This is a genomic window from Ramlibacter algicola (genome assembly GCF_016641735.1).
Taxonomy (GTDB): domain Bacteria; phylum Pseudomonadota; class Gammaproteobacteria; order Burkholderiales; family Burkholderiaceae_C; genus Ramlibacter; species Ramlibacter algicola.
On record NZ_JAEDAO010000001.1, the window covers coordinates 1219072 to 1235537 of the forward strand.

The window sequence follows — 16466 nt, forward strand, 5'->3', positions numbered from 1 at the left end:
GGCAGCGTCCTGGCGCAAAGCCACCGCGCGTGTACGTCGTTCGTTTACCGGACAAACCCGGTCACTGACATGTCACAGACCTTTCTATGATGGGTCACAAGTCGAAGGAGAACGGTCCATGCTGCCCCCCAACCCTGTGTTCGAAGCTTTTGACAAGCGAAATGTCGCCTATGGCACCTTCATCCAAAACAACAGCCCGGAGAACTGCGAGATCGCGGCCGGCGCTGGCCTGGACTTCGTGATCATCGACATGGAGCACGGCACCTTCGGGATCGAATCGGCCGCGAACATGATCCGAGCCGCGGAGAGCTGCGGCACCGCGCCCTTCGTGCGCATCCCGGAGGCCTCGCGCGCGACGGTGCTGAAAGTGCTGGACGCCGGCGCGGTCGGCATCATCGTGCCGAACGTGGAGTCGGCCGAGCAGCTACGCGAAGTCATTGCGTCGACCCGCTACGCGCCCAACGGGACCCGCGGCGCCTGCCCTTGCGTGCGTTCCACCGGCCACGGCATCGTCGATTGGCAGACCTCCACCGCTTGGGCGGAGAAGAACATCATGGTCGTCGCACTGGTCGAGACCAAGGCTGGCGTCGACAACTTCGCAGAGATCGTCGCCGTCGAGGGCCTGAACGTGGTTGGCGTCGGCCAGTTCGACCTGAGCATGTCGCTGGGCTATGCCGGCGACCACAAGCACCCCGAGGTCGTGCGCAAGCAGGCCGAAATGAACCAGCTAGCGTTGGCCAACGGCGTCGACGTGCTGGGTGTCATCTTCGAATCCGAGGCCGCGCCGATCCGCGCCGGCGTCGAGAGGCTGCGCGGGCAGGGCGCCCGCTTCATCGCGTTGACCGGCGACCGCTTCGTTCTCGCCGACACCTACCGCAGCGTGGCCGCGGCCGTGAACCTGCGCTGACCACCAATCCACATTACCGGAGACATCTATGAAGTTCATCAGAACCCTGCTGGCCGCTGTCGCAGCGGCCTCTGCGTTCCACGCGGCGCCCGCGCTCGCGCAATCGCCTGTGGTGATGCGCGTCGCGTCCGTCACGCCGGAACAGCACCCGGTCAGCACCATGCTGAAGAAGGTGGCCGCCAAGATCAACGCGCGGCCTGACCTTCACCTCAAGATGGAACTGTATGTGGGCGGCACGCTCGGCGGCGACCTTGAGGCCCTCGACCAAGTCGCCCGAGGCGCCGTGCAGGGCTCGGCCGCAGGCGGCATCTCGGTGCTGCAGGGCTACAACGCGAAGTTCGGCATCGAGGAACTGCCCTTCATGTTCGCCGACCGCCAGGCCGCCTATAAGGCCATGGATGGCAAGCTCGGCGAGGAGGTGGGCAAGCTCGCGGAGCAGCATGGCTTCAAGGTGCTGGCTTACTGGGAAAATGGCTTCCGCCACTTCACTAACAGCAAGCGCCCGATCGTTACGCCGAAGGACATGTCCGGCCTGCGCTTCCGCTCTGCCGAAAGCAAGATCCGCCTGGAGATGTTCCGCCAGCTCAAGGCTTCGGCGATCCCGATGCCCTTCACGGAGCTGTACCAGGCCCTGCAACAGGGCGTGGTGGATGGACAGGAGAACCCGGTGGGGCTGATCACCAGCGCCAGTCTGTACACCGTGCAGAAGCACCTCAGCTTCTCGGGCCACATCTGGAGCGCGATCCCGATCGTGGTGTCGAAGAAGTGGTACGACGCTCTGAACGAGAAGCAGCGCGCCGCGCTGCGCGACGAGTTCTACGCGGCACGCGTGGAGCAACGCGCGCTCATCGCGAGCGAGGAGGCCGAGCAGGTCAAGTTCCTCAAGGCCAAGGGCGTGCAGGTCACCAACGTGGACGTCAAGGCGTTCCGGGAAGCCACCGATCCGGTCTGGAAGACCGCCGAACCGATCTTCGGCGCCGAGTGGATGGCGATCGCCCGCCAAGTCCGGGACGGCACTGCCAAGTAAGGCACCTGCACTTGCGCGCGGTCCGAGCGGCAGTGCAAGGCGTCCGGCGAGGCCGGACGCCTTCAATTTACGCAGTCAGAGGCCGGTGCCTCTCTTCGGAAAATCGATGACACAAAACGTCTCCGGGCGGGTCGGCGCTGCCGTTCTCGCCGGCCTTGATACAGGCCTGTGCGCCATCTGTGCGGCCACCATCGTGGCATTCTCGGTCATGCTGATCGCGCAGGTCGGCCTGCGGCAGATCGGCGAGCCGCTTTTCTGGATCGAAGAGGTGTGCCAGTACCTGATGGTCTACCTGTGCTTTTTGGGAACGGCCATCGCCTGGGGCCGGCGCGAGCACCTAGTCGTTGACTTCCTGCCGTCCCTGCTGCCTGACACGCCACGAAAGGTGTTGACGTTCGCGGTGGACGCGGTGGTGCTCGTGTTCGCGGCCTGGGCTGCGTGGGCGAGCGCGGAGTTCGCGCTCTACTCGATGCGCAAGATTTCGATTTCGCTGGAAGCGCCTGTCGGCTACGGCTATCTCGGGGCGCCTATAGGCTTTGCGATCGTCTCCCTGCAGTCCCTGATTTTCATGGTGTGTGGCGAGAAAGGCCAAGTGCTGTCTCGGCAGCCCGAACTGGAAGAGGTGGGAATGTGATTGGTACGTTGACCGGCTCTCTGCTGGGCCTTCTCTTCTTCGCCGTGCCGGTGGGCTTCGCACTCGGCATCGCTACCTTGTTGGTGATCCTGCAGCAAGGCGTGTTTCCGGCCGAAGTCATCGTCCAGCGCGCGATCTCGGGCGTGGGTTCCTTCCCGATGTTGGCCTTGCCGCTGTTCGTGCTGGTCGGCTACCTCATGGAGCATGGCAGCACGCACCGCTTGATGCGGTTCGCCAACGCGGTGCTGGGGCGTCTGCCCGGCGGCATGGCAGCGGCTGAAGTGTCCGCTTCCGCCATGTTCGGTGCGGTGTCCGGATCGGGCATCGCCGCGATCGCGGCGATCGGCAGCGTGTTCGGGCCCGAACTCGTGCGCCAGCGCTATCCCAAGGGTTTCATCGTCTCCCTTATAGCTGCCGCAGGCGGATTGGGCGTGCTGATCCCGCCCAGCGTGCCGTTGATCATCTACGGCCTGATCGGGAACGTATCGATCGGCGGCCTGTTCTTCGGCACCATCATCCCCGGCCTGCTCGTCACCTTCCTCATCGCCGCCTTCGCCATGGGGCTGTCGTGGCACTACGGCTTCGGAGAGCGCCGCAAGGCGCCCGCCGGCGAGTTGTGGAGCAGCTTCGTCAGCGCAATCCCGCCATTGATGCTTCCGGTTGTCGTGATGGGCGGCATCTTCAGCGGCCTGTTCACGGCGACGGAATCCGCTGCCCTTGGCGTTCTGCTGGCGATGGTCCTGGCGAGCGTGGTGTACGGGGAACTCACGTGGGCGCGCTTTTACGACGCACTGGTAAAGACTGCGCTGATGAGCGGAGCGATCCTGATCGTCCTGGCCATGTCGGCCTCTTTCGCCTGGCTCGTGACGGTGTCGCAGTTTCCCGAGCTCGTCGCGACTTGGCTGAAGGGCATCTCAGACTCGGCGATCGTGGTGTTCATCATCATCCAGGTCATCATCCTAGTCTTGGGAATAGTGCTGGAGGCGCTGCCGATCATCGTGATCACGACACCGGTGTTCCTGCCCGTCGTGTCGGCCATGGGCATAGACCCGATCGTCTACGGCATCGTGCTGACGCTGAACTGCGTGATCGCGGGAATGTCGCCGCCCGTGGCCGTGAGCATCTACGTGTCAGCGCGCCTGGTGAACGCCAAGCCGTCAGAAGCAAACAAGTGGCTCCTGATCTTCATCATGCCCTTGGTGCTGGTCGGCATTGTGTGCATGATGGTGCCCGACATCGTCCTGTACCTGCCCCGGGTGCTGGGAAGTATCTAGAGAGCATCGAGAAGCGTGGCCCTGAAGATTGTCGAAAACGGTGAGTTGACCCAAGGCGAGCAGGCGTATCGCCACCTGCGCCGCATGATCGTTGACTGCGAGCTGCCCCCCGGCAGCTCCGTCAGCGAACCTGAACTCACGCAGCTTCTCGACATGGGCAAGGCCGCGGTCCGCGCCGCATTGCTGCGGCTGTCGCACGACGGCTTGGTGTCGGCCGTGCCGAGGTACGGCTACCGGGTGGCGCCCCTCGACATCAAGGACGCTCTTGAGCTCACGCAGTTGCGGCTGTTGACCGAGCCGCCGGCGTACCGGCTGGCGACCGGCCGGCTGGATCCGGCTGTCATCGAGCTCGCGCGCAAGCGCTACTCCGCCGGATACGACCGCAACAATGCCAAGTCCGTCACGCGGTACCTGACGCAAAGCCGTGAGTTCAAGCTTGCAGTCGCTCGAGCCAGTGGCAACGGGCGCTTGGCCACGTGGGTCGAAGAGGTCTCCGAGAGGATCGACCGCTACCTGAGGGTTAGCGCGCTGACTTCCGACCTTTCACCTACCATCGCCAGCAACCTTCTGCCGCTGTGCGATGCGATGCTGGATGGTCAGGCCGATCAGGCGGAGTCACTGGCTAGGGAAAACATCCAGGCTGTCACCGCGAGGCTGCTGTCCGCGCTTTTCCGGCCGCATGAGAAGTCGACGGAGTTCGCCTTTAGCGGGGAAGACGTCGCGTCGATGCTCGGATTGCGGCCCCGGACTGCTGAGCTTGGCAAGGCCGAGCCCACCCGTCGCACACGTCCGACACGTAATGCAACCTCCCGTGGCTAGGAGTTGGCTCTGCCGGCCCGTACCTTCAGACGGCGCGCCGGCGCCAGGCTTCGAGCAGGCGACGCGCGCAGGCCAGCAGGCCTCCAGCCGCAGGGCCGCTCGCTGCGTCGTGCGGCATTTCGGCTGCTGTGGGCACTGGCGATGCCGGCACGGTGGCAGCGCCGCCGAGCGCACCTTGCAGGTTCGCCGCAAACTGGTCCGCCACCCGGTTCAGCACCGGCGTGGCCATCGCGGTGAGCACCTTGCTCATCGAGCCAGTCACCTCCGTCTCAAGTCGCAGTGCGATTGCTGTGCCCCCGTTGCAGGGCCTCGAGCGGAAGCTCCCGCGGCCATGGAACGGCTCGAACCGCCCCTTCATCGTGAAGTCCACCTCGGCGGGCGGCGCCCAGCGTTGCACGTTGACTTCGACGACGACGGCGCGCGAGAACGCGCCCATATCCACATTGAGGGTCCAGACCGAGGCGTCGGCGTCCACCTCCTGGTGCGAATGGTAGCCCGGCATCTGGGCGGCCCAGTTGCCGATGTCCTGCACGAACTGCCACGTGTCCGCCTGGCTGCACGCGACCCGGATTTCGCGTTCCGCGCCGATCATCGCGAGCCTCCCAGCGTCGCCGCATCCGTGTCACGCGCTGCGGTACGGCCCGCGATGTAGCCGAAAGTCATGCCCGGCCCCAAGGTGGCGCCGCGGCCGTAGTAGCCTGGCCCGGTGATGCTCGCCGCGACGTTGCCTGCCGCATACAGGCCGGGGATGGGCTGGCCGCGTACGTCGAGCACCTGCGCATTCTCGTTCGTGCGCGGCCCGCCCTTGGTGCCGAGCGCGCCCGTCGTCACGCGCACGGCGTAGAAGGGCGGTTTCTCGATCGAGCCAAGGTTCGGCAGCGCAGCCTCACGATCGCCCTGCGAACGGTCATAGCGACTCTGGCCCTTGCCGAAGTCCTCATCCACCCCCTTCTGCACGAACCCGTTCCAGCGCGCAACCGTCGCCGCGAGCTGCCGCGCGTCGATGCCGGTCTTCGCTGCCAGCGCTTCGAGCGTGTCCGCCTTCACGAGCCACTGCGGGTCCGGGTCCTCCGGCATGGTGGTGCCCACCACGTAGCGCGAGCGGAACTGGTGGTCCAGGATGGCCCAGGCCGGCAGGTTTGCTGCCTCCGGATGGCCGGTCTGCATCTCCTGCAGTTGACGGCCGAGCGAGTTGTAGTTGGCCGCCTCGTTGGCGAAGCGCTTGCCCTTGGCGTTCACCCAGATCACGTGCGGCCCGTTGCGCTCGGACAGGAGCGCGCGGCTGAGGGGATGCCCTTCGTACGACTCGCCGGGGATCATCAGCGACGGGAAATGCCACACCTCCGCCATGTTCGCTAGGTCGGCGCCGACTTCCATGGCCATCATCAGACCGTCGCCCTCGTTGAACGGCGGCGTGTTGGGGTTTTCGATCGGCGCCTGGAGGAACTGCGCCTGCAGGCGCCGATTCCACTCGAAGCCCGCGGTTGCCAGCACGAGGCCACGCGAGGCGCCGATCGCGATTGGGGCACGGTCCGCACCTTCCGCCAGCAGGCCGGTGACCCGGCCGCTCTCGACCACGAGCTTGCGGCCCCGTGTGTCGAACAGGATCGGGATATTGCGGTCGAGCACCGCCTTGAGCAGCCCGGCGACAAGCGCCTGACCGAGCGTCACGATGCCGTTCATCATGCGCTCCGCCGCGAGTTCCTGCGGGATCTGCCAAGGGCGGAAGAACGCGTCGTACTCTCCCAGCGCCTCCTGGCGGGTGATCGGGAACGCGAAGGCACTGGGCGGGCGCACCCGCGACTGCCACTCGCCGAGCACCCGGGTGTCGAAAGGCTGCGGCTCGATCGAGCGGCCACCCATGCGTCCCCCCGGGACTTCCGGTTGGTAGTCCGTCGTCGTCATCGCCCGGAAGGTCAGCGGCGTGTGGTCCTCGAGGTAGCGGATCATCGGCGCGGCGGTGTCGACGAAGGTCCGGATAAGGGCTTCGTCCACCCTGCCCATCGCCTGCCGCCGGCAGTACTCCAGTGCGTCCTCGCGCGTGTCGGAGAACTCCAGCACGCCCATGTGGTGGTTGAGCGGGATCCAGATGCCGCCGCCGGAGACGGCGGTCGTGCCGCCGATGCGACCGGTGCGCTCGACGATCAGCACCTTGGCGCCGCTGTCGTGGGCCAGAATGGCCGCCGTGAGGCCGGCGGCACCGGAGCCGACGACCACCACGTCGGCGCGGTGGTTCCATTCGGTGGGTGGATTTTTCATGATTGCGGAACGTGTTCAGGTCGGGCGGGTGCCGGGCCGGGCGTGGTGAACTCCGCGCGCTGGTACTCCACTAGGTGCGCATAGTCCGCCCGCAGCGGGGCGAAGATGTCGAGATTCAGGGCCACTTCGTCGCCCACCGGCTCCACGTGGTGCAGCGTGTGCGGCGGCACGCGCAGCATGCAGCCAGGCGTCATGTGGAACACCTCGTCGCCCACGTGGTAGCGGAACTGGCCCTGCACACAGACCACCAATTGCTCGAACGTGTGCGTATGCGGCCGCACTGCGATGTCCGGCGAGATCCAGTTCATCACGAGGATCGCGTCCTCGCCGCGGAAGCCGCAGCGCTCGATGCCCTTGCGCACGAACTCCCGCGGCAGGAGGTTCCAGTCATGCATGGTGGTCATGGGGGCGTGCCTATTCCGCGAGGGCCGTCGTGAAGCCGGCCGGGGAGACAATTTCCAGCACCTCGAGGTCCGGGCTGTGACGCAGCTCGCGGTGGCGCACGCCGGGCGGCTGGAAGGCCGAGCCGCCGGTCTCCAGGCGCACGACGCCGATGTCCTCGTACTCGAATTCGACCCAGCCCTTCAGCACGAAGAACAGCTGGAAGCCGCACGCGTGGGTGTGCCACTGCGGCACGGGGTCCTTACCCGGCACGGCGCGGATCACGTGCGCGGCGTACATGCCGCCAGTCGCGTCGCGGATGCCGGTGTCGCGGTACTGGAAGAATTCGCGCAGCCCCGGCGCGAAGTCGCTGCCGTCCTTGGCGGCGTTGCGGGCACAGGTTTTCATTGCCATGGGGTCTCCTCCTTCACGCTTGTAGGGGCCAGGTTTCGGCCAGCGCGCCCAGCGCTTCGCGCGCCGACGGCCATCCGCCATACAGAGCGGCGGTGATGATCGTTTCCTGCACTTCGACGCGTGAGCAGCCGATGCGCCGGGCGGCACCCATCCAGCGGCGTGCCATCGGCGTGCGGCCGAGGGCCGCGCACATGGCGATCACCGCGAGCACCTTGGCGCGCACCGGGATCAGCGAGCGCTCGGTGAACAGGTAGCCAAACACCCAGGTGACCATTTCCTTGCGGAACGGGTCGCCGGCGGGCAGCGGGAGGTCGTCGAAGTCGCCGTCGCGCTGGCCGAAGAGGCGCTCGGCCATGTGGCAAGCGGCCTCGTACAGGTCGGGTCGGGTCTCGGCGGACACGCGGCTCTCCACCGGCTCGCCGGTGATGGCGCGGCGCTTCTCGAACACCTCGTCCATCATCATCAGCGCGCCGCGCGACACCGGAAAACCGCCAATGTGCGACACGAGGGCGCCGAGTTCCTTCAGCTGGTCTTCGCTCCAGCCCAGGTTGCGGCACGCGTTCGTCCAGGTGGGGAGCACGCCTTCGCGCAGCAGCACGCTGAGTGCGGAAACGACGAGCAGGCCGCGGGTCTTCAGGTCGAGGCCGTCGCGCCCGTAGTACTGGCCGAAGATGTAGACGCTGCAGCGGTCCGCATAGATGTCGTTGCCGCCCTTCTCGCCGATCAGGCCCCAGCGGCCGAACAGCGGGTACTGCACCTGCTCGAGTGCCTCGTCGAGGAACTCGGCGCTGAAGCCTTCCGCGTGCATGCGACGGGCGGTAACGTGGGGTTTCTGGATCTGCTCGGGATCGAACTGGCCGACGTAGAGGCTGTGCACGTGATGGCCCGATGCCACCATTTCTGTTTTGGGTTTCTGGACTGCCACGGGTGTCCTCGCTTTCTGGTTGCTGGGTGGGTGCGCGGCATGTGCGGCACACGCGAGCGGACTGTACGGAGCGCATCGGCACAAGACCAATACCAAGTTCTGCCACCTGATATAACCTGCGCTGATCAACCGTCCTGAGCCCATGGACCTGCGCCAGATCAAGACCTTCGTCCACATCGCTGAGCTGCGCAGCTATACCAAGGCGGCGGCCTTCCTCTACGTCAGCCAACCTGCGCTCAGCCGGCAGATGCGGCTGCTCGAAGAGGAACTGGACACCAAGCTGTTCCATCGGCACGGGCACGGCGTGGAACTCACGGCCGACGGTGCGGCCTTCCTGGAGCGCTGTCACGAGCTGCTGGCGGACTTCGAACAGCTGAGGCATGACTTCAAGGTACGTACCAGTAGCACCGGCGTGACCGGCACGGTGAGCGTGGGGCTCCCCGTGCCTTCCACGCGCTTCATCTCGCCCCGTTTCCTCGACGAGCTGCGCGCCTCCTACCCCGGCGTGTCGGTGCGGGTGGTGGAGGGGTTCAGCGCCCTGCTGCACGAGTGGCTGATCAGCGGCAGCCTCGATCTCGCGGTGCTGTTCGAGCCGCGCACCGGCAAGCTGCTCACCAGCGAGCCGCTGCTGGTCGAGGACCTGTTCGCGATAGTGGCGCGCGGGCGGCGCAAGAACCGTGCCCTGTTCGATGCGTCGGACCTCGGCGCGAAGCCACTCATTCTTCCGCACCGACCGCACGTCATCCGCGACCTCGTCGACGGGCTCAACCTGAAGGAGGCGGAGGTGGTCGAGATCGATTCCACCTCGCTCATGATCGAGCTCGCGCGCGCGGGGGTGGGCACAGCGATCCTGCCGCAAGGCTCCGTGGACACCGCCGTGCGTGCGGGGGACGTCCTGGCGCTGCCCATCGTCAACCCCGCCCTCAGCTGGCAGGTGATGGTGTGCCAATCCAGCGTGCGCCCGCTGACGCCCGCCGCCAGCATCGTGCTCGGCCTGCTGCGCCAGGAGATCACGAGCCGCGTGCGCGCCGGCGACTGGACGGCCCGCCTGATCGGCGCCGAGGGGCGGGCCCGCAACGGTCGCCGATCGCAGGCGCCCTGAGGCGAGAATCTTCGCGCTATCAGTTTTGTTTATAGCTGGTACGGCCATTTGATATTGGCCCTGCGACGGCGTGCTCCCTAAACTGCCTGCGGTGTTAAAGCAGGAGACAAGCCATGCGCAAATCCATCATCGCCGCGACCGTCCTGGCCGCGGCTGCTTCCCAGGCCACCGCCCAGATCTCGGATGACACGATCAAGATCGGCCTGATCACGGACCTGTCTGGCCCCTACATCGACGTTGACGGCATGGGTGGCGCCGAAGCGATCCGCATGGCCATCGCCGACGCAGGCGGCACGGTCGCCGGCAAGAACATCGTGTTTCTCACGGCGGACCACCAGAACAAGAGCGACATCGCGGTAGCGAAGCTGCGCGAATGGATCGACACCCAGGGCCTCGACGTCGTGTTCGCGGGCGGCGCCTCCGCCGCGGTGCTCGGGATGGCGCGTGTCGCGGCCGAGAAGAAGATCCCGCTGATCGCAAACGGCGCAGGTAGCTCGCGCATCACCAACGAGGAATGCACCCCCTACACCGTGCACTACGCGTATGACACCGTGTCCCTCGCGAAGGTGGGCGGCAGCGCGCTCGTCAACCAGGGCCTGAAGTCGTGGTACTTCCTCGCGCTCGACACGGCGTTCGGCGCCTCTACGGTCAATGACACGGCCGCAGTGCTGAAGGCCAACGGCGGAAGCGTCGCCGGCGTGAGCCGCCACCCCGCCAACTTGCCGGACTTCTCGTCGCTGCTGCTCACGGCGCAGGCCTCCAAGGCGCAGGTGCTCGCCCTCGCGAACGCCGGGACCGATTCGGTCAATGCCATCAAGACGGCGAAGGAGTTCGGGCTGACCAAGAACACCAAGCTCGCCGGCCTGCTGCTGTTCATCGGCGACGTGCACGCGATCGGCCTGCAGACGGCGGGCGGCATGTACCTGACTGACAACTGGTACTGGGACCTCACGCCCGAGTCGCGCGCATGGTCGAAGCGCTTTTACGAGAAGATGAAGAAGATGCCGGCCGGCACCCAAGCCGCGCAGTATTCCGCGGCGCGGCACTACCTGAATGCGGTGGAGAAGGCCGGCTCGGACAATGGCGACAAGGTCATGGCGGCCATGAAGTCGACGCCCATCAACGACATGTATGCCAAGGGGGGCATCATCCGCGAGGACGGCCGCATGCTGCACGAGATGTACTTGATGCAGGTGAAGACCCCGGCTGAATCGAAGTATCCGTGGGACTACTACAAGGTGGTCCAGCGTGTCCCGGGCGACAAGGCGTTCACTACCAAGGCCGAGTCGAAGTGCGCCCTGTGGAAGTAAGGGTTCGGGTGGCGGGTTCAGCCCTTCTGGCGTGAAGAGCCGGGCCTTCGCCGGCTCTTTTTGTGGCGGCCGTGCTGGCTACGGTGTGCACGCTTTCACCGCCGCCGCCCGAAGCCTCGCTGCGGCAGGAGTCGCCCGATCCGGCAGGTAGGCCAGCGCCAGGCCGGTGACCGTGCCGTCGAGGAAGTCACCAGCCGATACTCGATCTTCTCGCTCGCATTCCGCAGAAGCTGAAGTCGCTCGTGACTGCGGCGATGAAACAGTGATCAGGCAGTCCTTCTATAGAGGCTTACGCGTCCACCTAAGCGGGCGGATAGTTGCTCTGCCGCACTGAGCACCGCCCTGGTGAACTGGGGGAGCACCTTCGGTGTGAAACGACTCGCCGGTCCTGAGACGGCCACCGCGCCAATCACCTTGTCACCGCTGGCGAAGACTGGTGCCGCGACCGCTGCGATGTCCGGCTCACGTTCGCCGATCGTCACGATGACCCGCTCTTTCGGCCAGGTGGCCGGATCGCCTTCGAACTCGACGAGGGCCCGTCCCGCAGCACCTTGGTGCAGGGGCAGGACCTGGCCGGCGTAGATGTGGTCTCGCACTGCCCTGCGTGGATCGACGCGGAACAGGCACAGACGCACCTCGCCTTCGCGGCGGAAATAGGAAGCACCTTCCCCCGTCTCCTCCACGAGCGTGTTCAGCGCAGGCACGACGTGGTCCTCGAGCCGCAGGGAACTGCGGTAGATGCTGCCCCAGTGCATGACGGTGAAGCCGAGGCGGTAGCTCGAGTCCGGCAACTGCTCGATGCAGCCAAAGCGCACCAGGGAGGCGAGCAGCCGGAGGATCGTGCTCTTGTAGAGGCCGGTCCGCTCGGCCAGTTGGTGCAGGGTGAGTGTCTGCTCCTGCATATCAAAGGCATTGAGGATGCTCAATGCCCTCTCGACCGCTGCGACCCCCTCGGACTTTTCACTCATAGCGGGCTGGATTATCAGTGCCACATGTCCCTTGACATCCGAATTCTGCTGTGCAGAATCGCATTCTGTTCTTGTTGATCGAGGTCTGCTCATGTCTCCAGGCTTTCCGTCTTCCACCCGCCGCCGGGCACTTCTTGGACTGCTGTCCGCCTGGGCCGCTGCTGCCAACGGGCGCGCCTTCGCGCAAGGCAGCGGATATCCGGGCCGCACCGTCAGCGTCATAGTTCCGTTCCCCGCAGGCGCGACGCTGGACGTGCTGGTGCGCCAAGTGGCGCAGCAGCTGGGCGACCGCTGGAAGCAGGCCGTCGTCGTGGACAACCGAAGCGGCGCGGGCGGAATCATCGGGATCGCGGCCGGGGCGAAGACACTGCCGGACGGCTACACGTTGATCGCGGTCGCGAACAGCTTCGTGGCCAACACGGTCCTGCGCAACGACATGCCCTACGACGCATTCGCGGACTTCGTTCCCGTGACGCTCCTCGGGTCCGTGCCCCATGTTCTCGTCGCGAACGCGGCGGCGCCGTACAAGTCGATCGCCGACATGCAACGCTTCGCCAAGGAGAAGCCGGGGACGTTGAGCTACTCGTCCGGCGGCAACGGCACGATGTCCCATCTGGCGGGCGAGATGCTCAAGCGGGCGGCGAACATCGACGCGGTGCACGTTCCCTACCGGGGCCAAGGTCCCGCTCTGGCCGACGTCGCGTCGGGCCAGGTGCAACTCAACTTCGCCAACCTCCCCGAGGCGCTGCCCCTCATCAAGGACGGGAAGATCGTCGCGCTGGCCATCGCGCAGCCGAAGCGATCGCAGCTCCTGCCCAGCGTGCCCAGCTTCACCGAACTTGGCATGCCATCTGTCGTCTCCGATTCCTGGTACGGCTTGGTGGCACCGAAAGGCACGCCGGCCGAGATCGCCGACCGCGTGCAGCAGGACGTGGCACGCGCTTTCGCGCAGCCCGAGTTCCGCAATCGCCTGCTGGCGACCGGCCTCGAACCGGCCGGCTCGACACCGGCTGCCTTCGAGGAATTCATGCGCAGTACCGCGCAAGCCTATCGCCGCGTCATCACCGACGCGCGCATCACCCTGGACAAGTAAGCAGTGCAGAACGAAGAAGACGGGAGCGGAGCGATGAAGTCACCTTGGGCGCGCGTGGTCCCCCAGAACGAGATCGACCTGTACCAGGCGATCGGCCTGGGGCGCAAGGCCAGCCGCCCTGGCAAGGCCGCGCTGCTCGTCATCGACGTCCAGTACCGATCCGTGGGACGGGAGCCGATGCCGATCGAAGAGGCCATCCGCGAGTACCCCACCAGCTGCGGCGAACATGGCTGGCGAGCCATTCCGCACATCCGCGCGCTGCTCGAGGCCTTCCGCATCGCAGGACTGCCGGTGCTGTTTCCGCATGTGGCGCCCAAGCGCTCCTACGACGGCGGCCGCTGGGCCGACAAGGCGCCCGCGGTGATGTCGATCCCGCCGCGCGGCTATGAGTTCGTCGAAGAAGTCGCACCGCGCGACGGCGAGATCCTCGTGCCAAAGCAGCATGCCAGCGCCTTCTTCGGCACACCTCTCATCAGCTACCTGCTGGACCGCGGCGTGTCGACCCTGTTCGTGGTGGGCACCACCACGAGCGGCTGCGTCCGTGCCACGGTCGTGGACGGCTCGTCGTTCGGCTTCCGGGTCGTCGTTCCGCAAGAGTGCGTGTTCGACCGCTCGCAAGCTTCACACGCGGTGAACCTGTTCGACATGGACAGCAAGTACGCCGACGTGATGCCGCTCGAATCCGCGATCGCCTTGGTCCAGAAGTCGGCTGCGTACCTGAAGGAGGTGGGATGAACGACCGCCTGAAAGTCCTGATTTCGGGGGCCGGGATCGGCGGGCTCACAGCCGCGCTAGCCCTGCTCCAGCGGGGCTTCGATGTCGAAGTCTTCGAGCAGGCGACGGAACTGCGGGAAATCGGCGCGGGTGTCCAGCTCGGGCCCAATGGCGTCAAGGTGCTGCACGCACTCGGGCTGGCGGACGAGCTGGCGCGGCTCGGTGTCGCCGCGTCGGCGAAGGAAGTGCGCATCTGGAGCACGGGCAAGATGACCCCGTTGTTCGACCTCGGCTCCGAGTGCGTGGAGCGTTACGGCGTGCCGTACTACCTCATGCACCGGGCTGACCTGCACCGCATCCTGCTGGATCGGGTCGTCGCCCTCAAGCCGGGTTCCGTGCACGTCGCTTCCCGAGGTGTCTCCTATCGCGACCTGGGGGAACAGGTCGAGCTCACGATGGAAGATGGTCGCACCGCGGTGGGCGACGTGCTGGTCGGCGCCGATGGCCTGCACTCGCGGATCCGTCGGCAGCTGGCAGGCGACGCGCAGGCGCGCTTCACGGGCGGCATGTGCTGGCGCGGCATGGTCCCGATCGAGCAATTGCCGGAACACCTTCGCCGACCCGTCGGCGCCAACTGGATCGGCCCGCACGGCCACATCATCACCTACCCGGTGCGCTCCGGCAGGCTGCTCAACTTCGTCGGCCACGTGGAGCGCGATGACTGGCAGGTGGAGTCGTGGACCGAGCCGGGGACCATCGAGGAGTGCGCTGCTGACTACCGCGGCTGGCATCCTGACGTGCAGTTGATGATCCGCAACATCACTACGCCGTTCAAATGGGCGCTGTTCCTGCGGCCGCCGCTGCAGGCGTGGAGCAGCGGGCGAGTCACGCTGCTGGGAGATGCCTGCCACTCCACGCTGCCTTACCTGGCGCAAGGCGCCAATATGGCCATCGAGGACGGCATGGTCCTTGCACGCGCACTGGACGCCGGCGCGAGTACCCCCGCGCAAGCGCTCCTCCGCTACGAACAAGCCCGCGTGGACCGCACGACCCGCATCGTGAACAAGTCGGCCGAGAACCTCCAGCGCTTCCACAACCCGCAGTTGGAAGACCCGGTCCAGGCTGACCAGTACACGTCGGCGGAATGGGATCCGGCGCGCATCCGCGAGCGATACGACTGGTTGTTCCGCTACGACGCAGTGAACGTCCCGTTCTGACGGCAGTGCCGCGATGAAACCACCACGATTCGACTACGAAGCACCGGCCAGCCTGGAAGAAGCGCTCCAACGGCTGCGTGAGAGTGGCGACGACGCGCGGGTGCTGGCCGGCGGGCAGAGCCTGATCCCGGCGCTGAACCTGCGGCTGGCCAATCCGGGCCGATTGCTCGACCTGCGTCGCATCACCAGCCTTCGCGGCATCCGTCGACTGCCGAGCGGTGCGCTGGCAGCAGGTGCGATGACGCGACACGCCGACTTCGAGCGGGACCCGCTGATGCAGCGGCACCTGCCGATCGTGCCCGCGGTCATGCGGCGGGTCGCGCATCCGCAAATCCGCAACCGTGGAACCATCGGCGGGAGCCTGGCACACGCGGACCCGGCGGCCGAATGGCCGGCGCTGTGCATGGCGCTGGACGCCACGATCGTGGTGGCGAGCGCGTCGGCCGAGCGGCGGATCCCCGCCGCCGAGTTCCCGCTCGGCGTCTACACGACAGCACTGCGGCCCGGCGAGCTCATTCGGGAGATCGAGTTTCCCGCCTGGCCTGCCACGCGCCGTTGGGGCTTCGAGGAAGTCTCGCGGCGGCTGGGCGACTTCGCCATCACCGGCGCCATGTGCACGCTCGACATCGATGCGAACCAGCGGTGCACGGCCGCCCGGTGCGTCATCTTCGCCGCGAGCGAGCGGCCGCAACTCGTCGCGGCTGCAGCCGAGCTGGTCGGAGGTCCTGTCACCGAGGACGCAGTTGCACGCGTGGCCAAGGCCGCCCGCCATTCGATCTCGCCGCTCAGCGACCACCACGCAAGCGCCGAGTACCGCCTGGAACTCGTCGAGACGATGACAGCGCGTGTGTTGAAACAGGCCGCAGCCATGGCTGCGCCGACGCAGGAATCCATCCGATGAACGACATGGTCCGCATCCAGCTCCAAGTGAACGGCGCCAACGTCGAGGGAACCGTCGAGCCGCGCCTGACGCTTGCGGACTTCCTGCGGGAACACCTGGATCTCACGGGCACGCACCTGGGCTGCGAGCATGGAGTGTGCGGCGCGTGCACCGTGCTGCTCAATGGCGACTCCGTGCGCGCATGCCTGATGTTCGCTGTGCAGGTGGACGGTGCCGACGTTGTCACGGTCGAAGGGCTGGCGCCGGAGGGCGCACTGACCGACCTGCAGGCGAACTTCCGCCGACACCATGCCTTGCAATGCGGCTTCTGCACGCCAGGCATGCTGACCACCGCTCATGCTTTCCTGCGGGAGTGCCCGTGCCCTTCCCGCGAGGAGGTCCGCGAAGCCATCTCGGGCAACCTGTGCCGCTGCACGGGCTACATCCCGATTGTCGACGCGATCCTGGCGACGGCCGAGGCCCGCAACGACGGCGGCGCGCAGGGCGCGGGAGAGCCGAAGTGAGAGCCGAAGAGAACAGGC

The 16466-nt window shown here is 66.3% G+C and carries 18 protein-coding genes; 12 read left to right on the forward strand and 6 right to left on the reverse strand.

Annotated elements, in window-relative coordinates:
* Nucleotides 1-118: 118 nt before the first annotated feature.
* From I8E28_RS05930 to I8E28_RS05950, 5 genes are all read left to right on the forward strand, one after another.
* Complete coding sequence (locus I8E28_RS05930) at nucleotides 119-907, forward strand: HpcH/HpaI aldolase family protein (protein ID WP_200787072.1); 789 nt, start codon at nucleotides 119-121, stop codon at nucleotides 905-907.
* 115 nt (nucleotides 908-1022) lie between these two features.
* A complete protein-coding gene (gene dctP / locus I8E28_RS05935) occupies nucleotides 1023-1934 on the forward strand; it encodes a TRAP transporter substrate-binding protein DctP (protein WP_239027331.1) in 912 nt (303 codons plus the stop codon).
* A 106-nt stretch (nucleotides 1935-2040) separates the two neighbouring features.
* Nucleotides 2041-2568: a TRAP transporter small permease gene (locus tag I8E28_RS05940; protein ID WP_200787074.1), complete on the forward strand. Its 528-nt coding sequence runs from the start codon at nucleotides 2041-2043 to the stop codon at nucleotides 2566-2568.
* 8 nt (nucleotides 2569-2576) lie between these two features.
* Nucleotides 2577-3842: a TRAP transporter large permease gene (locus tag I8E28_RS05945; protein WP_200787075.1), complete on the forward strand. Its 1266-nt coding sequence runs from the start codon at nucleotides 2577-2579 to the stop codon at nucleotides 3840-3842.
* 15 nt (nucleotides 3843-3857) lie between these two features.
* Nucleotides 3858-4661 (forward strand): FCD domain-containing protein, encoded by an 804-nt coding sequence (locus I8E28_RS05950; RefSeq protein ID WP_200787076.1) that lies wholly within the window; start codon nucleotides 3858-3860, stop codon nucleotides 4659-4661.
* Between the two features lie 25 nt (nucleotides 4662-4686).
* Here the strand turns inward: I8E28_RS05950 and I8E28_RS05955 are convergent, their stop codons facing one another.
* The 5 genes from I8E28_RS05955 to I8E28_RS20915 are packed head-to-tail and all read right to left on the reverse strand — an operon-like array spanning nucleotide 4687 to nucleotide 8592.
* Nucleotides 4687-5253, reverse strand: a complete 567-nt coding sequence (locus I8E28_RS05955) for an SRPBCC family protein (protein WP_200787077.1) — start codon at nucleotides 5251-5253, stop codon at nucleotides 4687-4689.
* A complete protein-coding gene (locus I8E28_RS05960; RefSeq protein ID WP_200787078.1) occupies nucleotides 5250-6881 on the reverse strand; it encodes an FAD-dependent oxidoreductase in 1632 nt (543 codons plus the stop codon). The genes I8E28_RS05955 and I8E28_RS05960 overlap by 4 nt, the downstream gene beginning before the upstream one ends.
* A 35-nt stretch (nucleotides 6882-6916) precedes the next feature.
* Nucleotides 6917-7324: an AraC family ligand binding domain-containing protein gene (locus tag I8E28_RS05965; protein WP_200787079.1), complete on the reverse strand. Its 408-nt coding sequence runs from the start codon at nucleotides 7322-7324 to the stop codon at nucleotides 6917-6919.
* 10 nt (nucleotides 7325-7334) lie between these two features.
* Nucleotides 7335-7715 carry a cupin domain-containing protein gene (locus I8E28_RS05970; RefSeq protein ID WP_200787080.1) on the reverse strand — a complete coding sequence of 127 codons (381 nt, stop codon included), beginning with the start codon at nucleotides 7713-7715 and terminating at the stop codon, nucleotides 7335-7337.
* A 13-nt stretch (nucleotides 7716-7728) separates the two neighbouring features.
* Nucleotides 7729-8592, reverse strand: a complete 864-nt coding sequence (locus I8E28_RS20915) for a carboxymuconolactone decarboxylase family protein (protein ID WP_200787081.1) — start codon at nucleotides 8590-8592, stop codon at nucleotides 7729-7731.
* 190 nt (nucleotides 8593-8782) lie between these two features.
* Here I8E28_RS20915 and I8E28_RS05980 point away from each other — a divergent pair, with 190 nt between their 5' ends.
* Entirely contained in the window at nucleotides 8783-9742 is a 960-nt protein-coding gene (locus tag I8E28_RS05980; RefSeq protein WP_200787082.1) for a LysR family transcriptional regulator, read from the forward strand.
* 113 nt (nucleotides 9743-9855) lie between these two features.
* The gene (locus I8E28_RS05985; RefSeq protein WP_200787083.1) at nucleotides 9856-11052 is read left to right on the forward strand and encodes an ABC transporter substrate-binding protein; all 1197 of its coding nucleotides are present in this window, start codon (nucleotides 9856-9858) and stop codon (nucleotides 11050-11052) included.
* A 266-nt stretch (nucleotides 11053-11318) separates the two neighbouring features.
* On the opposite strand, the gene I8E28_RS05990 is transcribed toward I8E28_RS05985, so the two are convergent.
* Complete coding sequence (locus tag I8E28_RS05990; RefSeq protein ID WP_200787084.1) at nucleotides 11319-12020, reverse strand: IclR family transcriptional regulator; 702 nt, start codon at nucleotides 12018-12020, stop codon at nucleotides 11319-11321.
* A 31-nt stretch (nucleotides 12021-12051) separates the two neighbouring features.
* Here I8E28_RS05990 and I8E28_RS05995 point away from each other — a divergent pair, with 31 nt between their 5' ends.
* The 5 genes from I8E28_RS05995 to I8E28_RS06015 are packed head-to-tail and all read left to right on the forward strand — an operon-like array spanning nucleotide 12052 to nucleotide 16448.
* Nucleotides 12052-13113, forward strand: a complete 1062-nt coding sequence (locus I8E28_RS05995; protein WP_200787085.1) for a tripartite tricarboxylate transporter substrate binding protein — start codon at nucleotides 12052-12054, stop codon at nucleotides 13111-13113.
* A 33-nt stretch (nucleotides 13114-13146) separates the two neighbouring features.
* Nucleotides 13147-13848, forward strand: coding sequence for an isochorismatase family protein (locus I8E28_RS06000; protein WP_200787086.1), 702 nt, complete (start codon nucleotides 13147-13149; stop codon nucleotides 13846-13848).
* A complete protein-coding gene (locus I8E28_RS06005; RefSeq protein WP_200787087.1) occupies nucleotides 13845-15044 on the forward strand; it encodes an FAD-dependent monooxygenase in 1200 nt (399 codons plus the stop codon). Before I8E28_RS06000 ends, I8E28_RS06005 begins: the two co-directional genes overlap by 4 nt.
* Before the next feature lie 13 nt (nucleotides 15045-15057).
* On the forward strand, nucleotides 15058-15945 hold the full coding sequence (locus I8E28_RS06010; RefSeq protein WP_200787088.1) for an FAD binding domain-containing protein: 888 nt from the start codon (nucleotides 15058-15060) through the stop codon (nucleotides 15943-15945).
* Nucleotides 15942-16448, forward strand: a complete 507-nt coding sequence (locus I8E28_RS06015) for a (2Fe-2S)-binding protein (protein WP_200787089.1) — start codon at nucleotides 15942-15944, stop codon at nucleotides 16446-16448. Before I8E28_RS06010 ends, I8E28_RS06015 begins: the two co-directional genes overlap by 4 nt.
* The last annotated feature ends 18 nt before the right edge of the window (nucleotides 16449-16466 follow it).

What these genes read in the sequence shown, in the direction of transcription:
- I8E28_RS06015 (WP_200787089.1), top strand. Translation starts at nt 15,942, where the DNA reads ATGAACGACATGGTCCGCATCCAGCTCCAAGTGAACGGCGCCAACGTC.
- I8E28_RS05955 (WP_200787077.1), bottom strand. Translation starts at nt 5,253, where the DNA reads ATGATCGGCGCGGAACGCGAAATCCGGGTCGCGTGCAGCCAGGCGGAC.
- I8E28_RS05965 (WP_200787079.1), bottom strand. Translation starts at nt 7,324, where the DNA reads ATGACCACCATGCATGACTGGAACCTCCTGCCGCGGGAGTTCGTGCGC.
- I8E28_RS05980 (WP_200787082.1), top strand. Translation starts at nt 8,783, where the DNA reads ATGGACCTGCGCCAGATCAAGACCTTCGTCCACATCGCTGAGCTGCGC.
- I8E28_RS06000 (WP_200787086.1), top strand. Translation starts at nt 13,147, where the DNA reads ATGAAGTCACCTTGGGCGCGCGTGGTCCCCCAGAACGAGATCGACCTG.
- I8E28_RS05930 (WP_200787072.1), top strand. Translation starts at nt 119, where the DNA reads ATGCTGCCCCCCAACCCTGTGTTCGAAGCTTTTGACAAGCGAAATGTC.
- I8E28_RS05940 (WP_200787074.1), top strand. Translation starts at nt 2,041, where the DNA reads ATGACACAAAACGTCTCCGGGCGGGTCGGCGCTGCCGTTCTCGCCGGC.
- I8E28_RS05970 (WP_200787080.1), bottom strand. Translation starts at nt 7,715, where the DNA reads ATGGCAATGAAAACCTGTGCCCGCAACGCCGCCAAGGACGGCAGCGAC.
- I8E28_RS05990 (WP_200787084.1), bottom strand. Translation starts at nt 12,020, where the DNA reads ATGAGTGAAAAGTCCGAGGGGGTCGCAGCGGTCGAGAGGGCATTGAGC.
- I8E28_RS06010 (WP_200787088.1), top strand. Translation starts at nt 15,058, where the DNA reads ATGAAACCACCACGATTCGACTACGAAGCACCGGCCAGCCTGGAAGAA.
- I8E28_RS06005 (WP_200787087.1), top strand. Translation starts at nt 13,845, where the DNA reads ATGAACGACCGCCTGAAAGTCCTGATTTCGGGGGCCGGGATCGGCGGG.
- I8E28_RS05985 (WP_200787083.1), top strand. Translation starts at nt 9,856, where the DNA reads ATGCGCAAATCCATCATCGCCGCGACCGTCCTGGCCGCGGCTGCTTCC.
- dctP (WP_239027331.1), top strand. Translation starts at nt 1,023, where the DNA reads ATGCGCGTCGCGTCCGTCACGCCGGAACAGCACCCGGTCAGCACCATG.